Source organism: Microcoleus sp. AT8-B5 (genome assembly GCF_036705565.1).
In the GTDB taxonomy this organism is placed as follows: domain Bacteria; phylum Cyanobacteriota; class Cyanobacteriia; order Cyanobacteriales; family Microcoleaceae; genus Microcoleus.
The window spans coordinates 14,060-27,958 of record NZ_JAUBUY010000015.1; the positions used below are offsets into that span (position 1 = coordinate 14,060).

The 13,899-nt window shown below is 45.7% G+C and carries 14 protein-coding genes; 5 read left to right on the forward strand and 9 right to left on the reverse strand.

Going from position 1 to position 13,899, the window contains the following annotated elements:
• The first annotated feature begins 683 nt into the window (after positions 1 to 683).
• The gene (locus tag QUB39_RS12500) at positions 684 to 2,753 is read left to right on the forward strand and encodes a serine/threonine-protein kinase (protein WP_333211286.1); all 2,070 of its coding nucleotides are present in this window, start codon (positions 684 to 686) and stop codon (positions 2,751 to 2,753) included.
• Between the two features lie 467 nt (positions 2,754 to 3,220).
• Here QUB39_RS12500 and QUB39_RS12505 read toward each other — a convergent pair whose 3' ends face one another.
• Positions 3,221 to 3,859: a transaldolase family protein gene (locus QUB39_RS12505; RefSeq protein WP_333057543.1), complete on the reverse strand. Its 639-nt coding sequence runs from the start codon at positions 3,857 to 3,859 to the stop codon at positions 3,221 to 3,223.
• Between the two features lie 583 nt (positions 3,860 to 4,442).
• On the opposite strand from QUB39_RS12505, the gene QUB39_RS12510 reads away from it, so the two are divergent.
• Entirely contained in the window at positions 4,443 to 4,670 is a 228-nt protein-coding gene (locus QUB39_RS12510; protein WP_333211284.1) for a hypothetical protein, read from the forward strand.
• Positions 4,671 to 4,793: 123 nt separating this feature from the next.
• Positions 4,794 to 5,378 (forward strand): transposase, encoded by a 585-nt coding sequence (locus tag QUB39_RS12515; RefSeq protein ID WP_333207797.1) that lies wholly within the window; start codon positions 4,794 to 4,796, stop codon positions 5,376 to 5,378.
• A 180-nt stretch (positions 5,379 to 5,558) separates the two neighbouring features.
• Here QUB39_RS12515 and QUB39_RS12520 read toward each other — a convergent pair whose 3' ends face one another.
• Both QUB39_RS12520 and QUB39_RS12525 read right to left on the reverse strand, forming a co-directional pair.
• The gene (locus QUB39_RS12520; protein WP_333207714.1) at positions 5,559 to 7,481 is read right to left on the reverse strand and encodes an ATP-binding protein; all 1,923 of its coding nucleotides are present in this window, start codon (positions 7,479 to 7,481) and stop codon (positions 5,559 to 5,561) included.
• Positions 7,482 to 8,026: 545 nt separating this feature from the next.
• On the reverse strand, positions 8,027 to 8,254 hold the full coding sequence (locus QUB39_RS12525; protein ID WP_333051858.1) for a hypothetical protein: 228 nt from the start codon (positions 8,252 to 8,254) through the stop codon (positions 8,027 to 8,029).
• 328 nt (positions 8,255 to 8,582) lie between these two features.
• Here QUB39_RS12525 and lepA point away from each other — a divergent pair, with 328 nt between their 5' ends.
• Entirely contained in the window at positions 8,583 to 10,397 is a 1,815-nt protein-coding gene (gene lepA / locus QUB39_RS12530; protein WP_333207713.1) for a translation elongation factor 4, read from the forward strand.
• Between the two features lie 332 nt (positions 10,398 to 10,729).
• On the opposite strand, the gene QUB39_RS12535 is transcribed toward lepA, so the two are convergent.
• The 6 genes from QUB39_RS12535 to QUB39_RS12560 form a co-directional block, all read right to left on the reverse strand.
• Positions 10,730 to 11,176, reverse strand: a complete 447-nt coding sequence (locus tag QUB39_RS12535; protein ID WP_333051853.1) for a DUF5958 family protein — start codon at positions 11,174 to 11,176, stop codon at positions 10,730 to 10,732.
• Positions 11,160 to 11,498 carry a nucleotidyltransferase domain-containing protein gene (locus QUB39_RS12540; RefSeq protein WP_333051850.1) on the reverse strand — a complete coding sequence of 113 codons (339 nt, stop codon included), beginning with the start codon at positions 11,496 to 11,498 and terminating at the stop codon, positions 11,160 to 11,162. Before QUB39_RS12540 ends, QUB39_RS12535 begins: the two co-directional genes overlap by 17 nt.
• 83 nt (positions 11,499 to 11,581) lie before the next feature.
• The gene (locus QUB39_RS12545) at positions 11,582 to 11,752 is read right to left on the reverse strand and encodes a ribbon-helix-helix domain-containing protein (protein ID WP_333051847.1); all 171 of its coding nucleotides are present in this window, start codon (positions 11,750 to 11,752) and stop codon (positions 11,582 to 11,584) included.
• A 264-nt stretch (positions 11,753 to 12,016) separates the two neighbouring features.
• The gene (locus QUB39_RS12550) at positions 12,017 to 12,571 is read right to left on the reverse strand and encodes a hypothetical protein (protein ID WP_333207712.1); all 555 of its coding nucleotides are present in this window, start codon (positions 12,569 to 12,571) and stop codon (positions 12,017 to 12,019) included.
• A complete protein-coding gene (locus QUB39_RS12555; RefSeq protein ID WP_333207711.1) occupies positions 12,558 to 13,031 on the reverse strand; it encodes a hypothetical protein in 474 nt (157 codons plus the stop codon). Before QUB39_RS12555 ends, QUB39_RS12550 begins: the two co-directional genes overlap by 14 nt.
• A 120-nt stretch (positions 13,032 to 13,151) precedes the next feature.
• Positions 13,152 to 13,733 (reverse strand): Imm30 family immunity protein, encoded by a 582-nt coding sequence (locus QUB39_RS12560; protein ID WP_333207710.1) that lies wholly within the window; start codon positions 13,731 to 13,733, stop codon positions 13,152 to 13,154.
• Positions 13,734 to 13,767: 34 nt separating this feature from the next.
• Between QUB39_RS12560 and QUB39_RS12565 the strand changes: the two genes are divergently transcribed.
• Positions 13,768 to 13,893 carry a hypothetical protein gene (locus QUB39_RS12565; protein WP_333207709.1) on the forward strand — a complete coding sequence of 42 codons (126 nt, stop codon included), beginning with the start codon at positions 13,768 to 13,770 and terminating at the stop codon, positions 13,891 to 13,893.
• Positions 13,894 to 13,899: the final 6 nt, after the last annotated feature.

Here is a 13,899-nt window from a genome sequence, read left to right on the forward strand (position 1 = left end):
TCACTCCCTCACTCGTTCACTCTCCCACTCTCACTTCTTTCTTCGAGAGTGGTGGTTGCGATCGTACAATTGAAATGTGGATGCTCTCTCGTTATTATTTCTGGTCTGTTTGTACATTATGTGCTGCGATCGGGGATTTGTGACCTCGATCGGCTGTGACAAATAACAAAACCTTTGGCCTCAAGCCGATCGTTCGATCGCACTGCCCCGGTTATACAAAAACACGGGATGCTGAAGTCAAGCAAGACTAAAGCCTCCCTCGACTTCAGAGACGTTGGAAGATTTCAATCAAGGGTGCTCATGAGTCTTTTACTAGGTGTGCTACGATCGTCATAAGTTGAAAATTGAGTTGGACTCAGTAAACGACGGTCGATTTAAAACTGACCAGCCTATAAAAAGGTCGAACGGGATACCACGATTCGTTAAATTGGTTGAAAATAATGGTTAAACAATGGCTAAAAGCTTCGACAATAATAAATAGTTGTAGAGACTTCAAAAATAGGGTGCTGCTCCACCCGAATTTACGCCTGTGGACAAGTAAGAGCCGACTCTCTTGGCAGAAGCAGGAATCAGACCCTCTAGAAAATACTTCTAGTTGAATGGTGAAACTTAGATAAGTTTAGCCAACTTTTGTAGAGCAGTGTCAAAGTAAAACTTGATAGAGCAACCTCAATCAGGGTTATGTGGCTTCTGTGAGTTATTGCCTCAATCCCAAATGCCCGAATCCCTCCGATCCAGCCAACTCTGGCAAATCCGCGTGTATCCACTGCGGGTCAGAACTTTTGTTGCAAGGTCGATATCGGCTAGTCGCGCCTCTCGGAGGCGGCGGCTTTGGCAGAACATTTGAAGTGGACGACAACGGCGCCCGAAGAGTGCTCAAAGTCCTGCTCAAAGAACATCCCAAAGCTGTAGAACTGTTTAAGCAAGAAGCTGACGTATTGGTCAGGCTCAGACATCCAGGTATTCCAAAAGTCGATCGCGACGGTTATTTTATATTTACGCCAGCTCACAGCACAGAGTCTTTTCACTGTCTGGTGATGGAGAAAATTGCTGGGGCCAATTTGCAAGACTGGCTGAAACATCGGGGCCGCCCGATCAGTCAAGAACAAGCTGTAAACTGGCTCAAACAACTGTCGGAAATTTTAGACCAAGTTCACCGCCTCAACTATTTCCATCGGGATATCAAGCCGCACAATATTATGTGCAAGCCAAACGGGCAGTTAGTGCTGATTGACTTCGGGACTGCTCGGGAAGTTTCGGCGACTTATTTCGCTAAGGTGGGCCAGGGGCAAAATGTGACTGGTATTGTTTCCCCAGGCTACACGCCGCCGGAACAAACAAATGGCAAGGCTGTTCCGCAGTCGGATTTTTTTGCTCTGGGGCGCACTTTTGTTTATTTGCTGACTGGAAAGCCGCCGACTGCGTTTCCAGAGAACCCGCGCACGGGCAGATTAATGTGGCGCAAAGGAGCTCCTCAAGTTTCCGACTCCGTGGCTAATGTGATCGATTATCTGATGGCGCCTTTTCCGGGGAATCGACCTCAAAGTCCCCAGATGGTTTTGCAGTGCTTGGAGGAAATTAATCTCGACGGCGCAGAAACTCAGGTGCCGACTCAGTTGCCGACGACGGGGCAAACTAAAATTCGCACAACTGCCGGGGAGGGTGGGGCGAAGAAACAGAGCTCCATAAACCGCCTCAGACCTCTGAATTCGGGATTGAACAAGACCCAGAAAGATGTTTTTGATTGGAAAAAGAAGTTGCTGGCGGGCACGGCTGTTTTGATGGTGAGTATTGGCGCGTCTCAAATTTACGGTTCGCTGCGTTACGGGGTGTTTCCGGCAAACCCCGTGTGGCTGCTTTCGACTTTACCTACCACTCATTTTTTGCAAAGAAGTTTGGATAATGTCGGGAGTGTAAATGCGATCGCCCTGTCGCCTGACGGTCAAACTTTGGTAAGCGCAAGCTTTGGGACGATTAGAATTTGGAATGTGAGGACGGGACGCCTGGTGCGGACTCTTAATTCGGTGCATTCTAAAAAATCGGTCAACACGCTGGCGGTGAGCCCGAACAGCTCGATTTTGGCCAGCGGCGGCGGCGATAATAATGTGATTCTCTGGGATTTGAAGACGGGGCGACGGATGCGGACGATTGCCGCTCACAAAGCAGCCGTCAATGCGATCGCTTTTAGCAGGGACGGTCAAACTCTCGCTAGCGGCAGCGATGACAAAACTGTTCGCTTGTGGAATGTCAGAACCGGCAGCAGGTTGCGGACTTTGAGCGGCCACGCGGGGGGAGTAAACGCGATCGCTTTGAGCCGGGATGGTAAAACTCTCGCTAGCGGCAGCCAGGACAAGACTGTGCGTTTGTGGAATCTCGGTACCGGAGAAGTCAGAAGAATTATCACAGGTCACGGGGGCCCGGTTAATGCTGTGGCTTTTAGCCCCAACGGGCAAATTGTGGCTAGTGCTAGCACCGACAACACGATCCGTTTGTCGAACGTACAAGACGGGAAGCGCACCCGCACTTTTAAAGGGCATTCGAGCTGGGTGAGGACGATCGCCTTTAGCCCGGACAGCCGCACTTTGATCAGCGGGGGCGGAGATATTATAGTTTGGGATTTGAAGACGGGAAAAGAAAGAAGCAGTCTTTCGGGTCACAGTCAGTTTGTGAGTTCGGTTGCTATTTCCAGAGATAGCAAGACTTTTGTGAGCGCCAGTCCCGATCGCACTATTAAGATTTGGCGAATGCCATAGTCCTACTATTTTAGATTTTAGATTTTAGATTTTAGATTTTAGATTTGGTAATGACTGATTTTGTAAGGTTTGAAGTAATGGCTTATAGTTGCATTGTTTTTTTGAGTGGTATCAATAGTCATTAGGAATGAGAATTAAATAACTTCCACTCTTGAAAGTGGGATGGGCTCTTATAGCCCATCCAAAAAAGACGGGCTATAAGAGCCCATCCCACAATAACAATTAAAATTGTAAGTTATTTAATTCGCGCTCCTTAGTTAGTATTCCTCACTCATCAGTCTTATCAAATAGGGTGACTCGGAATTTACCCTGCAAGCTAGAGTCCCGCTCGTGAGCTATCATCGAGAGCAGGACGCTCGCACGATCGGCATCATTCGGATGTTAGCCTATTTGATATTAGTGATTCAAAACCCATACCAATTACCCACTAGGAATTCGCAATTTGCACTTTTCACATAAATTTGGTATTATCCCAAAATTCCCCGCCCGTTTTGGGCAAATTCATCAACTGTTTGCTGGGATAATTCGTGAACTGCGATCGCCTGCAACACATCAAAAGGCAATGTTAAATGATGGGCGCCAGCTAATAATGTCTTCACCGCTTCTTCCGGCGATTTAATGCTAGCTGCCAAAATCTCAGTATTACTTCTGTGCAACACATTTGCCATATCCCGCACTAAGGCAAAACCGTCTCCCAACAATCTGGTGGCGCGATTCACGTAGGCGATCGCATATTTAGCCCCCGCTTCTGCTGAAACAACGGCCTGGGCCGCACTGTAAATAGCTGTCACCGCGCAAGGAATGGACGGTGACAAATGCGCGACTGCTTGAAAACCAGCCGCCGTTGCGGGAACTTTCAACACTGTTTGCTGTCCAATTAATTCAAAAGCCGCTTTTCCTTCTGCTACCATGCCATCAACATCAGATGCCATTAGCTGATAATACACTTCCCCTGGAATCAGTTGTGCCAGTTGTTTAAGGGTTTGCTCAGGAGATAACTCACTTTTTGCCAAAAGTGTCGGATTAGTAGTAATTCCCGCTATCCATCCGAACTTGCTCGCCCGTGCGGCTTCCGCTACAATTGCAGTATCAACATAAATTGCCATCGGCTCTACACCTTCAGTTTGTTAATAATTTCCAGACACTTGCTTGCAGATTGAGATAAATCCGAGCAAAATTAATTGTTAAGCTTTAACAATATCAGAATCTTGGAAATATTACTGTTAAGTAAATATAACAATTCAGTGATGTGCATCATCAGTAGTAGTGTGTGAGTTTTGAATTTAACAGGACTTAGGCTCAGAAATCCCGTTTCTTACAAAAAATTCGTTGACGACGACATATCTGTGAACAAATCGGCTTTCTGAGGAAAATTGGCTAAGTGCTATTTAAGATAGCTAACAACTGACATCCCAATTTTTAAGTCAGTTGGTAACTGCGATTGTCGGGTACGGAAAACTTGACAATTCCCGCATCCAGGATACCCGCCACGTGATTCATCCGTGGAGAAATCAAAAACCTGTATCCGAGAAACTTGCCGAACGTATTTATCTCGCGCAAGTCAATGCTTCAATCTAAAATCTAAAATCTAAAATCTAAAATCGATTGACTCGCCAAATCCCGGATACAAATAAATTACATTTGTATTAAGGGTTATGTATGCAATAACTCCAGGATGTGACTCAGAAAATGACCGAAGAAAAAAATCAGCAGCCACAAGTCAGCCTTGAGACATCTTCTGAACAACCTCAGTTGGAAACGTCAGCAGAAACCGCTGAAGAATTGTCGATAAATGTTAATTCTGAAACTCTGTCTCAATTGGTTGAAAATAACGCCGAAGAGCGTTTGAAGGCTCTAGGCCGCTTAATGATGGTGAGCCTAACTTGGTCGCTGGCGGGGCTTTCCAAACGCGAGTAAGTTATGGAACACTACCGCAACGGGCCAGCTATGATTTGTGAGTTTTGTTGTAAGTTTTGTTTAACTCAAAACTTACAACTCCCGGACTTAGGAATGAGAATTAAATAACTTCCACTCTTGAAAGTGGGATGGGCGTCCCGCCCGTCCAAAAAAGACGGGCGGGACGCCCATCCCACAATAACAATTAAAATTGTAAGTTATTTAATTCGCGATCCTAATTACGTCGCTCTTTCTAATGGCGAAAGAGTTGAGAATCCTAGATTTTTGAGGAAGTCGGCCCCGAAGCTGGCAAGACTTCAAGCGAAGCTAGCTAACCGAGTTAAGGGTTCTAAGCCTTGGAAAGTTATCAAGGACAGGATTTCTAGACTTCATCAGTTCGTAGCCAGAGCTAGATTGGATTTTCAGTTTAAAACGGCACATGAGCTGTTCGGGAAATGTGAAGTTTTAGCTGTTGAAGACTTGAGTGTCAAAAATCTGACTAGACGCGCTAAGCCCAAGACCGATATTGAGGATGGTAATTTGGTTTATTTGCCCAACGGTCAATCAGCTAAGAGTGGCTTGAATAAATCCATGCTTGATGCTGCTCATGGGCAATTCGCTAGCGTCCTAAAATATGTCGCATGGAAATTGGGTAAAAGCGTTTTGTTTGTTGATCCGAAGGGAACTTCTCAAAATTGCTGGAACTGCCTAAATAAAGTTCCGAAATAATTATCGGAGCGGTGGCATTCTTGTCTGTGTGGAGAATCTTTGGATCGAGATGAAAACTCAGCTAAACTTATTAGAAAGATTGGTCTGAGTTACGAAAGTGGCGGGGGAACTCCGTCACTCAAAAAAGCATGAGCAAAAAAGGAAAAAGAAGCCTGCGGTCTAACTGTACCCAGTTGACCGTCAGGTTAGTTCACATAGTGGTTCTTGATAAAGCGGGACAGTAAAAGTAACAGTCGCTCCCAGCCCTTCTCCCATACTGTAAAAATTTACTGTACCCCCCATTGCTTCTACCAGTTTTTGAGAAATAGCCAACCCCAAACCGGTGCCGCCGTATTGCCTGGTACGATCGCCATCCACCTGAAAAAACGACTCAAATAATTTATCTTGCTTGTCGAGAGAAACCCCAATGCCAGTATCAGCGACTCGGATTTTCACCATTCCGGGGAACTGCTGGTTGTGAACAGTCACCTTTTTCTTAATAACCTCGGCACTGATGCGAATTCCCCCTTCCCCGGTAAATTTAATCGCATTGCCCGTGAGGTTCAAGATTACTTGAAGCAGGCGTTGGTAGTTGCCATACACAATAATCTCGTCCTCCACAGGGGGTTTTTGGATTTGAAATTGCAATCGCTTTTGCTCGACTTGAACCCGTGTAAAATCCTCAACTTGTTGCAACAGTTCACCGAGTTTGACGGGAGCGAGGTCTAACTCCATTTTGCCAGCTTCGATTTTAGCGACATCCAAAATATCGTTAATCACATTGAACAAATGTACTGCCGATCGGTAAGCTTCTTCGATAAATTGGTGCGCTTCTTCCGGGTCATCTGCCATGCCGTCCATAAGCAGTTTTAGGAAGCCGAGGATGCCGTTGAGGGGGGTGCGGAGTTCGTGAGAAGTATTAGCAAGAAATTGACTTTTAAGTTGGGAAAGAGCTACGGCTTCGGCGCGAGCGTGTTCTAATTCTTGGTAAAGTGTAGCGTGGGCGATCGCACTGCCGACTTGAGCGACTAACTCGCGGGCGAATTCGAGTTCGACAGGACTCCATTTCGGAGAATTGCCGCAGCGGTGCAAACATATCAGTGCATTGGGTTGGTCTTCATAGGAGGTAGCTGCTACGAGCACGGAATGGCGGTGGAAGGGATCGGTGGCGGGGGAGGCGTAATCGACTGCTACTGGTTTTAAGGTGGCTAAAGTTTGAATCCACCCCGGCTGTTCGGCTGCGCGCAGTTCTACTCCCAGCATAGAAGAGTAAGCTTCTTGGCGGTATTCAGCTACTACTTTAAAAGTTTTCGATTGGAGATTTTCGATTTGAGTTGGGGAAAGCGGGGGCGAGGGGTAGCTAGCTATTGACTGTTGTAATTCGGCTGCTGAGGCGGTCGATTTTTGCTGTTTTTCGGAGGCGAGGAAGGGGGATGTTTCGAGATTTTCGCTGTCTTTTTTGTAGGAACAGATGATGCAGCGACTCGCGTTCAAAACTTGACCCAAGCTGTTAACAGTTTGCTGCCAAATGGTTGCTAAATCGAGGGTTTTGTGGAGGTTTTGAGCGATTTGCGAGATGATTTTACGATCGATTTCCGAGTAGGGAGGGAGCGATCGACCGGGGATACGGCTCGCTGGAAGCGACATTCGTTGGCGGGCGTCCAAGAGGGATGGCAAAGCTCGATAGAGCATGAATTCTGGGGAGTCTGGCCGTCTGTCTGTGGGTTTGTCAGACAGCAGCCTTCCCATAACTAAGACTTTTGTAGCTTTGCCGTTTGAGTCGATCGCCGGAGTGAGTGTCAAATCGAAGAGAAAATATTGTCCGGCGTGGGAAAATGGATAGCTGAACCGTTGCGGTACGAGGGTTTCGAGCGCCCGCCGCAGGATATCGAGATAAGGCGCGGGGGGGATGGGTTGCAGGGTTTCGCTGAGGGGGCGATCCTCTTCGAGGGCTTCGCTAACGACAATTTGTTCTGCTGTAAGGTTGTACTGTTCGGCTTTTTGCCAGTAAAAAGATAGATATCTACCCCTTGCGTCTTGGGTAAATACTAATTCTGCCCCTAACTCTTGAAAAAAAACTGTAGAGGCGAGGCTCGATCGCCGAAAATCTGTGTTAGAGTCCATCAGAGTAGGGGATGAAAGTAGTTCGGATTTTGGAGTCTTGAGTTTTGAATAAATATCTCAATACTCCCCATTGTTTGATGCTTCTACTGTTAATTTTTGAGTTATTAATCAATTAAAAAGTTGTTGGCTTTTTAATTAAAACATTTATCGCTCAAAACTCACAATTAGCACAAATTTTAGGCTTCTATTATTGAGTATTGAGTGATTAATGAACTCAGAAAACATTTATTATTTAATTCTGAACTCAACTCAAAACTAAAAACTATTCGTTCTCAGCCGTTTTGGGTAATTTAAAGATAAAAATTAAGATTGAGAAATTAGGAATCTGCACCGATTAACTATCAAATGTGAAAATTACGCCAAAATATGAGGCTGCGAACCACCACCTCGAATAGTTCCGAGGTTGTGATTTAGCCGAGTTCACTCGCCCACCACTTGTAGCTTTCGCCGCGAAATCTGCAGGATCTCGCCCGCGCGATCGAAATTTCATTGCCAGAAACTTTACAGCCTGCAGATTTGCGCGCGCCGTCTGGGGCGAGAGTACCTCAGTCGTTCCACTCACCGCGGGGCGGGACTGGGGGGTTGCGGCGTAAACTCAGAGCCAGCTCGTCTTCGCGGCGCTCGCCTCTGAGCCACTGCTTGATTGCTGTTTCAATGACTTTGCTGGGGTCATTCGTCAAGTGCTTAATTTGGTCTAGCAGTTCAGGATCGATATGGATGGACAGTTCGACTTTTTCTGACGAACTGTGGGATGGTATTCTTGATTCGCTCATAGTTAAAAAATCCTAGTTTTAATTCTTAAGTTTCAATTCTTTTGATGACAACCGACTGAACTAGATATTGGCAGTCCCTGATTTGCACCCAACCTTTCCTCAACCGCTTAACCGCTTTCTGTACAATGAGAGAGAGAAAAGTTTTTTCCTTTTGGGTGTCCGGCCTCGATCGGACACTTGAAAGGCTAATAACTGATACTCTTGAGGTTTGCCTCAGTTGTGGTTTCATCTCAATCCCCAGTAAGAGGTTGAAGTAAGCACTCTACTCTTGCTTGTGTAATCATACAACAAAAAGTATCCTTTGCCGATTAGCTCTTCGATAAAAAACATGACTAACGTCCCTGTATCTCGCATTCGTAATTTTTCGATTATTGCTCACATCGACCACGGAAAATCGACCTTGGCCGATCGCCTGTTGCAGGCGACTGGGACTGTGCAGGCACGGGAGATGAAGGAGCAGTTTTTAGACAATATGGATCTCGAACGCGAACGCGGCATTACGATCAAGCTGCAAGCGGCTCGGATGAATTATACTGCCAAGGACGGTCAGGAGTACGTGCTGAATCTGATCGACACTCCCGGACACGTGGACTTTTCTTACGAGGTGTCGCGATCGCTCGCTGCTTGCGAAGGGGCGCTGCTGGTGGTAGACGCATCTCAAGGCGTGGAAGCACAAACCCTGGCAAATGTCTACCTTGCCTTGGGAAACAATCTGGAAATTATTCCTGTTTTAAATAAAATTGACCTGCCGGGGGCAGAACCGGAACGGGTAAAAGGGGAAATTGAAGAAATTATCGGTCTGGACTGTAGCGGGGCGATTGAGGCTTCGGCTAAGGAAGGAATTGGTATAGATGAGATTTTGGAGTCGATCGTCGAATTAGTGCCGCCGCCGCAGGATACTGTTGACAAACCGCTGCGGGCGCTAATTTTTGACAGTTATTACGACCCTTATCGCGGGGTAATTGTGTATTTCCGGGTGATGGACGGAAGTGTCAAAAAGGGCGATCGAGTTTTGTTGATGGTTTCGGGTAAGGAATATGTCATCGATGAATTGGGCATTCTTTCACCGACTCAAGTTCCAGTAGACGAACTGCACGCCGGGGAAGTGGGTTATCTGGGCGCGGCGATTAAAGCAGTAGCTGATGCTCGCGTCGGCGATACGATTACTTTGGTCAAAAAGCCGGCGCCGGAGCCTTGGCCGGGTTATACAGAGGCAAAGCCGATGGTTTTTTGCGGCTTGTTCCCGATCGATGCTGACCAATTTCCAGATTTGCGGGAAGCTTTAGAAAAACTAGAACTTAACGATGCGGCGCTTTCTTACGAACCGGAAACTTCGAGTGCGATGGGATTTGGTTTCCGCTGCGGTTTCTTGGGTTTGCTGCACATGGAAATTGTGCAAGAAAGATTGGAGAGAGAATACAATTTGGATTTGATTGTTACGGCTCCTTCTGTGGTTTATCAAATCACAACAATTAAAGGGGAAGTGTTAACAATTGACAATCCGAGCCACTTGCCCGATCCTCAGTACCGGGAGAAAATTGAGGAACCTTATGTGCGGGTAGAAATGCTGTCGCCGGAAACTTATGTGGGCGCGCTGATGGAACTGTCTCAAAGTCGGCGGGGCATTTTTATGGATATGAAGTATCTGAGTCAAGGCCGAACTACGCTGGTTTACGAGTTGCCTTTGGCGGAGGTGGTGACGGACTTTTTTGACCAGATGAAATCGCGATCGCGCGGTTATGCGAGCATGGAGTATCACCTCATCGGTTATCGCGAAAATCCGTTGGTGAAAATGGACATTTTAATTAATGGCGATCCGGTTGACGCTTTGGCGATGATTGTACACCGGGATAAGGCTTATAATGTGGGCCGCGGGTTGACGGAAAAACTCAAGGAGTTGATTCCTCGTCATCAATTTAAGGTGCCGATTCAAGCGACAATTGGTGCGAAGGTGATTGCTTCGGAGCACATTCCGGCTTTGCGGAAGGATGTGTTGGCGAAGTGTTACGGCGGTGATATTTCGCGGAAGAAAAAGTTGCTGCAAAAGCAGGCGAAGGGTAAGAAGCGGATGAAGTCTGTGGGTACTGTGGATGTGCCGCAGGAGGCTTTTATGGCTGTGCTGAAGCTCGATCGAGATTCGTAATCTGTGTGGCTTTTTGTCAGGAACAGGCAAGATGCCTGTTCCACAAAGAGTGTGTTTTTTGTAGTTGTTTGCAGTCATCTAGAACAGGCAAGATGCGTGTTCCACAAAGAGTCAGTTTGATTGTGGGATTTTGTCAGGAACAGGCAAGATGCCTGTTCCACAAAGAGTCAGTTTTTTGTAGTTGTTTGCAGTCATCTAGAACAGGCAAGATGCCTGTTCCACAAAGAGTCTGTTTTCTTGTGGGATGGGCATCTTGCCCGTCCCTGTGGGGGCCCAGAATATGGCTGCAGCGTCAGTGGCGATCGCCCCCTCGCATCACAGCTTACTACAAGTTAAACAAGAATGCTTTGTTGCAACTCGCGCTGAATTTCATCTACAACTTTGCGATCGCTCAAATCGCGATGCCACCAGTGGCTACAGCCATCTTGACAATATTTGCCGTACCTGCGCGCATCGGCAATTGCCAATAAACTCATTAACAGGAAAAAGGTTTTGATAGATTCTGAGGGCGGCAGTTTCAAAAGCTTTGCCATTTGTTCTTTTAATCGCCCTCTACTCAGCAACACACAAGGGGTGTAAGTTGGGCGAAGTTTTGATTTGGCAATAGCTAGGGAAACATCTTCTTCTCGCGCCCCTGCTTGGAGGGTCATGTAGGATAGCCGCTGCAATATTTCCTGCTGGTATTCGGTTGGGAAGCTTAAAAACCAGTTTTTTGCATCTTCTTGGCTAATTAATTCTTGTTTAATTTGATTGATTGTAATTTCATCGGCTAGATTCATTTGCCTCTCCTAAGTCTGGCTCAAATATAACGTGAGGTTCTCCTGAGATGAGGGGGCCAGTAAAAATATCGATTCCCGTTTCTCGACCTGAAGTATTAATTTCGCCGCCACTTGTACCGCGAGGGACGGAACTGCTAGCGGAATGCCGCTGGCGAGAGTTACCTAACATTATATAGTCCCAGTCAGAAGTTGGCGTACTTGTCCCGTTTGCTCGACTGCCAACAACTATGATGGTTTGTTTTGTCCGATCGGCTGCATTCTGAATTCTCCTGGCATCTTCTGGAGATATGCCTGCTTCTTGCCATGTTTTTACACCTCTCATTTAATGAATATTAGCATTGCCGTAGGCGAGTTTTTTCGCACTTCTCGATTTTAAAATTAAGCACGATAAATCAAGTTTTAGTTTCAGTCATCTGTTGATTGGAGCTTGCCGGATGCTTTTGCTCGATCGATCGCCTCTTGAATCAGAAGGTAGACAAAGTTGGAGATCGATCGCTTTTCGAGATCGCACAACTTTTCGAGATCCTTTTTAGCCTGTGTTGGCAAAACCACTGAAATCCGCTCGCTGTCGCTCATGCCCTGCAATCTGTTGGAAGTTTCCCCTATTGTGCCACCTCGCCCGTCCAGCTTGCAATGGGCGATCGTCGGTCGCTATCGCAGCCGGATGCGGAGGGACATCTTCAGTTGTTTCGGCAACGAGTGCCCAACATCCGATTTGAAGTGGTGTTTGATTTACCCTCTCGCCGGGGATAACTTTTTGGAGGGAGGGTTTTTGATAATTTAACTGTCAAATTATCGACGGCGATCGCACTTTTGGAGATGAAGGGCGATCGTACTTAATTAACAAATAGCCGAAGCAGGCGCAATTTCGCGGAGTGGCATCAGGAATTCTTGCTTTTCTTCGCGGGTGATATAGCCGCCATTTAGAGCCATTTCCATGAGTTGTTCGACAAATCCCTTTAACTCTGTTATAACTTGAGTTTTATTCAGTTCAAAGTGTTGATTTCTGGATTTTAGGGTAAACTGGTTTGGAGATAAATATCCAAATTCTTTGAAATTACAGCTAATTTTATCGTTGGTTAATGGCTGCAATTCAAGAGTAAGGCACACACTTTCAACAAATTCTATTTTGATCGGTTTCCCTTGGGATAACTCACTAATTTTTTTGGGGAGTTCATCTTCTAGGAGCATACAGATATCGGGGTCTAAAAGAACTTTTAGTTTTTTTTCACCAATTTCTATTGATACTGGGCGATCGCCTTCAAAGCAAAATAGTTTCAGGCCTAACTCAAAATGCGAAAGTTCTCCTAATAAGTCCTCTGGTGGGTCAGCATATTGTTCGCCATTAGGTTCTTCTAGGTGAATTGTAAAATTGCTATAGTTATTCATCATCATCGCTCCTATCTAATGAGGACAGCGTAGCATCATTGAGAACAGGATAAGCAGATTTGAATGTTCCATCTGGTTTCCTTTTAATAAAAGCATGGGTAACATTTTCAATTATTGTTCCATCTGGATAGTGAACTTCCCCAATAGAACGCTTGAAATTTATAATGTAACGACCGGGATATTTCGGTGTGACTTGTTCAGCTTTTACCCAGTCTTGAGCATTTAGCCACTGGCCTTGAGGCTGATTTTTGGATGCCGCCCTGCCTCTAAAATTAAGGGGTTTCAGTTTTGGGCCATGATGGCGATCGATATGGTCGTAGGCTTTGATGGATTTTGGATTATGCCACTGAGGTTCTACTCCACTGCCTGTCCAGTCACAACCACTTCCTACTTCAATCGTTTGGTCTATTATATCCTGTTCTACAACTTCTGGAGTGTCTTCAGAAGTATCTGTGCCATTATTCAAAATAAGTGGTTTACTCCGGCATGGTATGCGATGGATGATTATACCATTAACTAATTTTAGGAGGGCGATCGCACTTTTGGAGATTAAGGGCGATCGCTCATCCTGAGAGCGGCTTGCATCTTATTTGATAGGTTTAATTTGGGCTATTGGCCGATCGTCTTGCAAGAGTACCAAGATATTCCCATCTTGGATGAGTTTAAGAAAGCTCGACAGATCCCTCTGAATTTCATCAATATTAATGTCGATCGCAGTTGCGCTGGAAATAACTGACTCAGCATGGGAAGATAAAGGAGGGGATTCATTAGCGGCTATTTCGCGCAGCAAATGCGTACACAAATCCCGATTTTTAGAATCAGTAGAATGTAACATTTGGCTATATAAATCCCGGGCTAAATCCTGATTGAGAATTCCATAAATTAGAATCATTGTCCATTCTTTAGCATTAACAATCATCCGGTCTATGCTATCAATAAACGCCTGCAACTGGTCTTTGAGTTCAAAAGACTCCAGAAAATGAATGAGACCATACATGACTTCATGTTGTTCGCATCTGTCATCTAAAACCAGATAGAGTTCTGGCAAATATTCGCTGTTAAGATGTAGGGCAAGTTCGGCTAAAGCGTATTCAAAACTCATCACTTCCTCATTAGAGCGCATAAATTTATTAGCATTTAATGTTTCTATTAATTGAGTAACGTTCATCTTATCTCTCCCACTTTCTCAAAATTACCCGACCATGCCAGTTTGTAGTGAAAAAGGGTTAGCTATTTTAATTAAATCATGGAAGATTACTTTTGGTGAATGGGAGGCGATCGCACTTTTGGAGCTTAAGGGCGATCGCTTTAATTCTAAACTTGTCTGACGACTA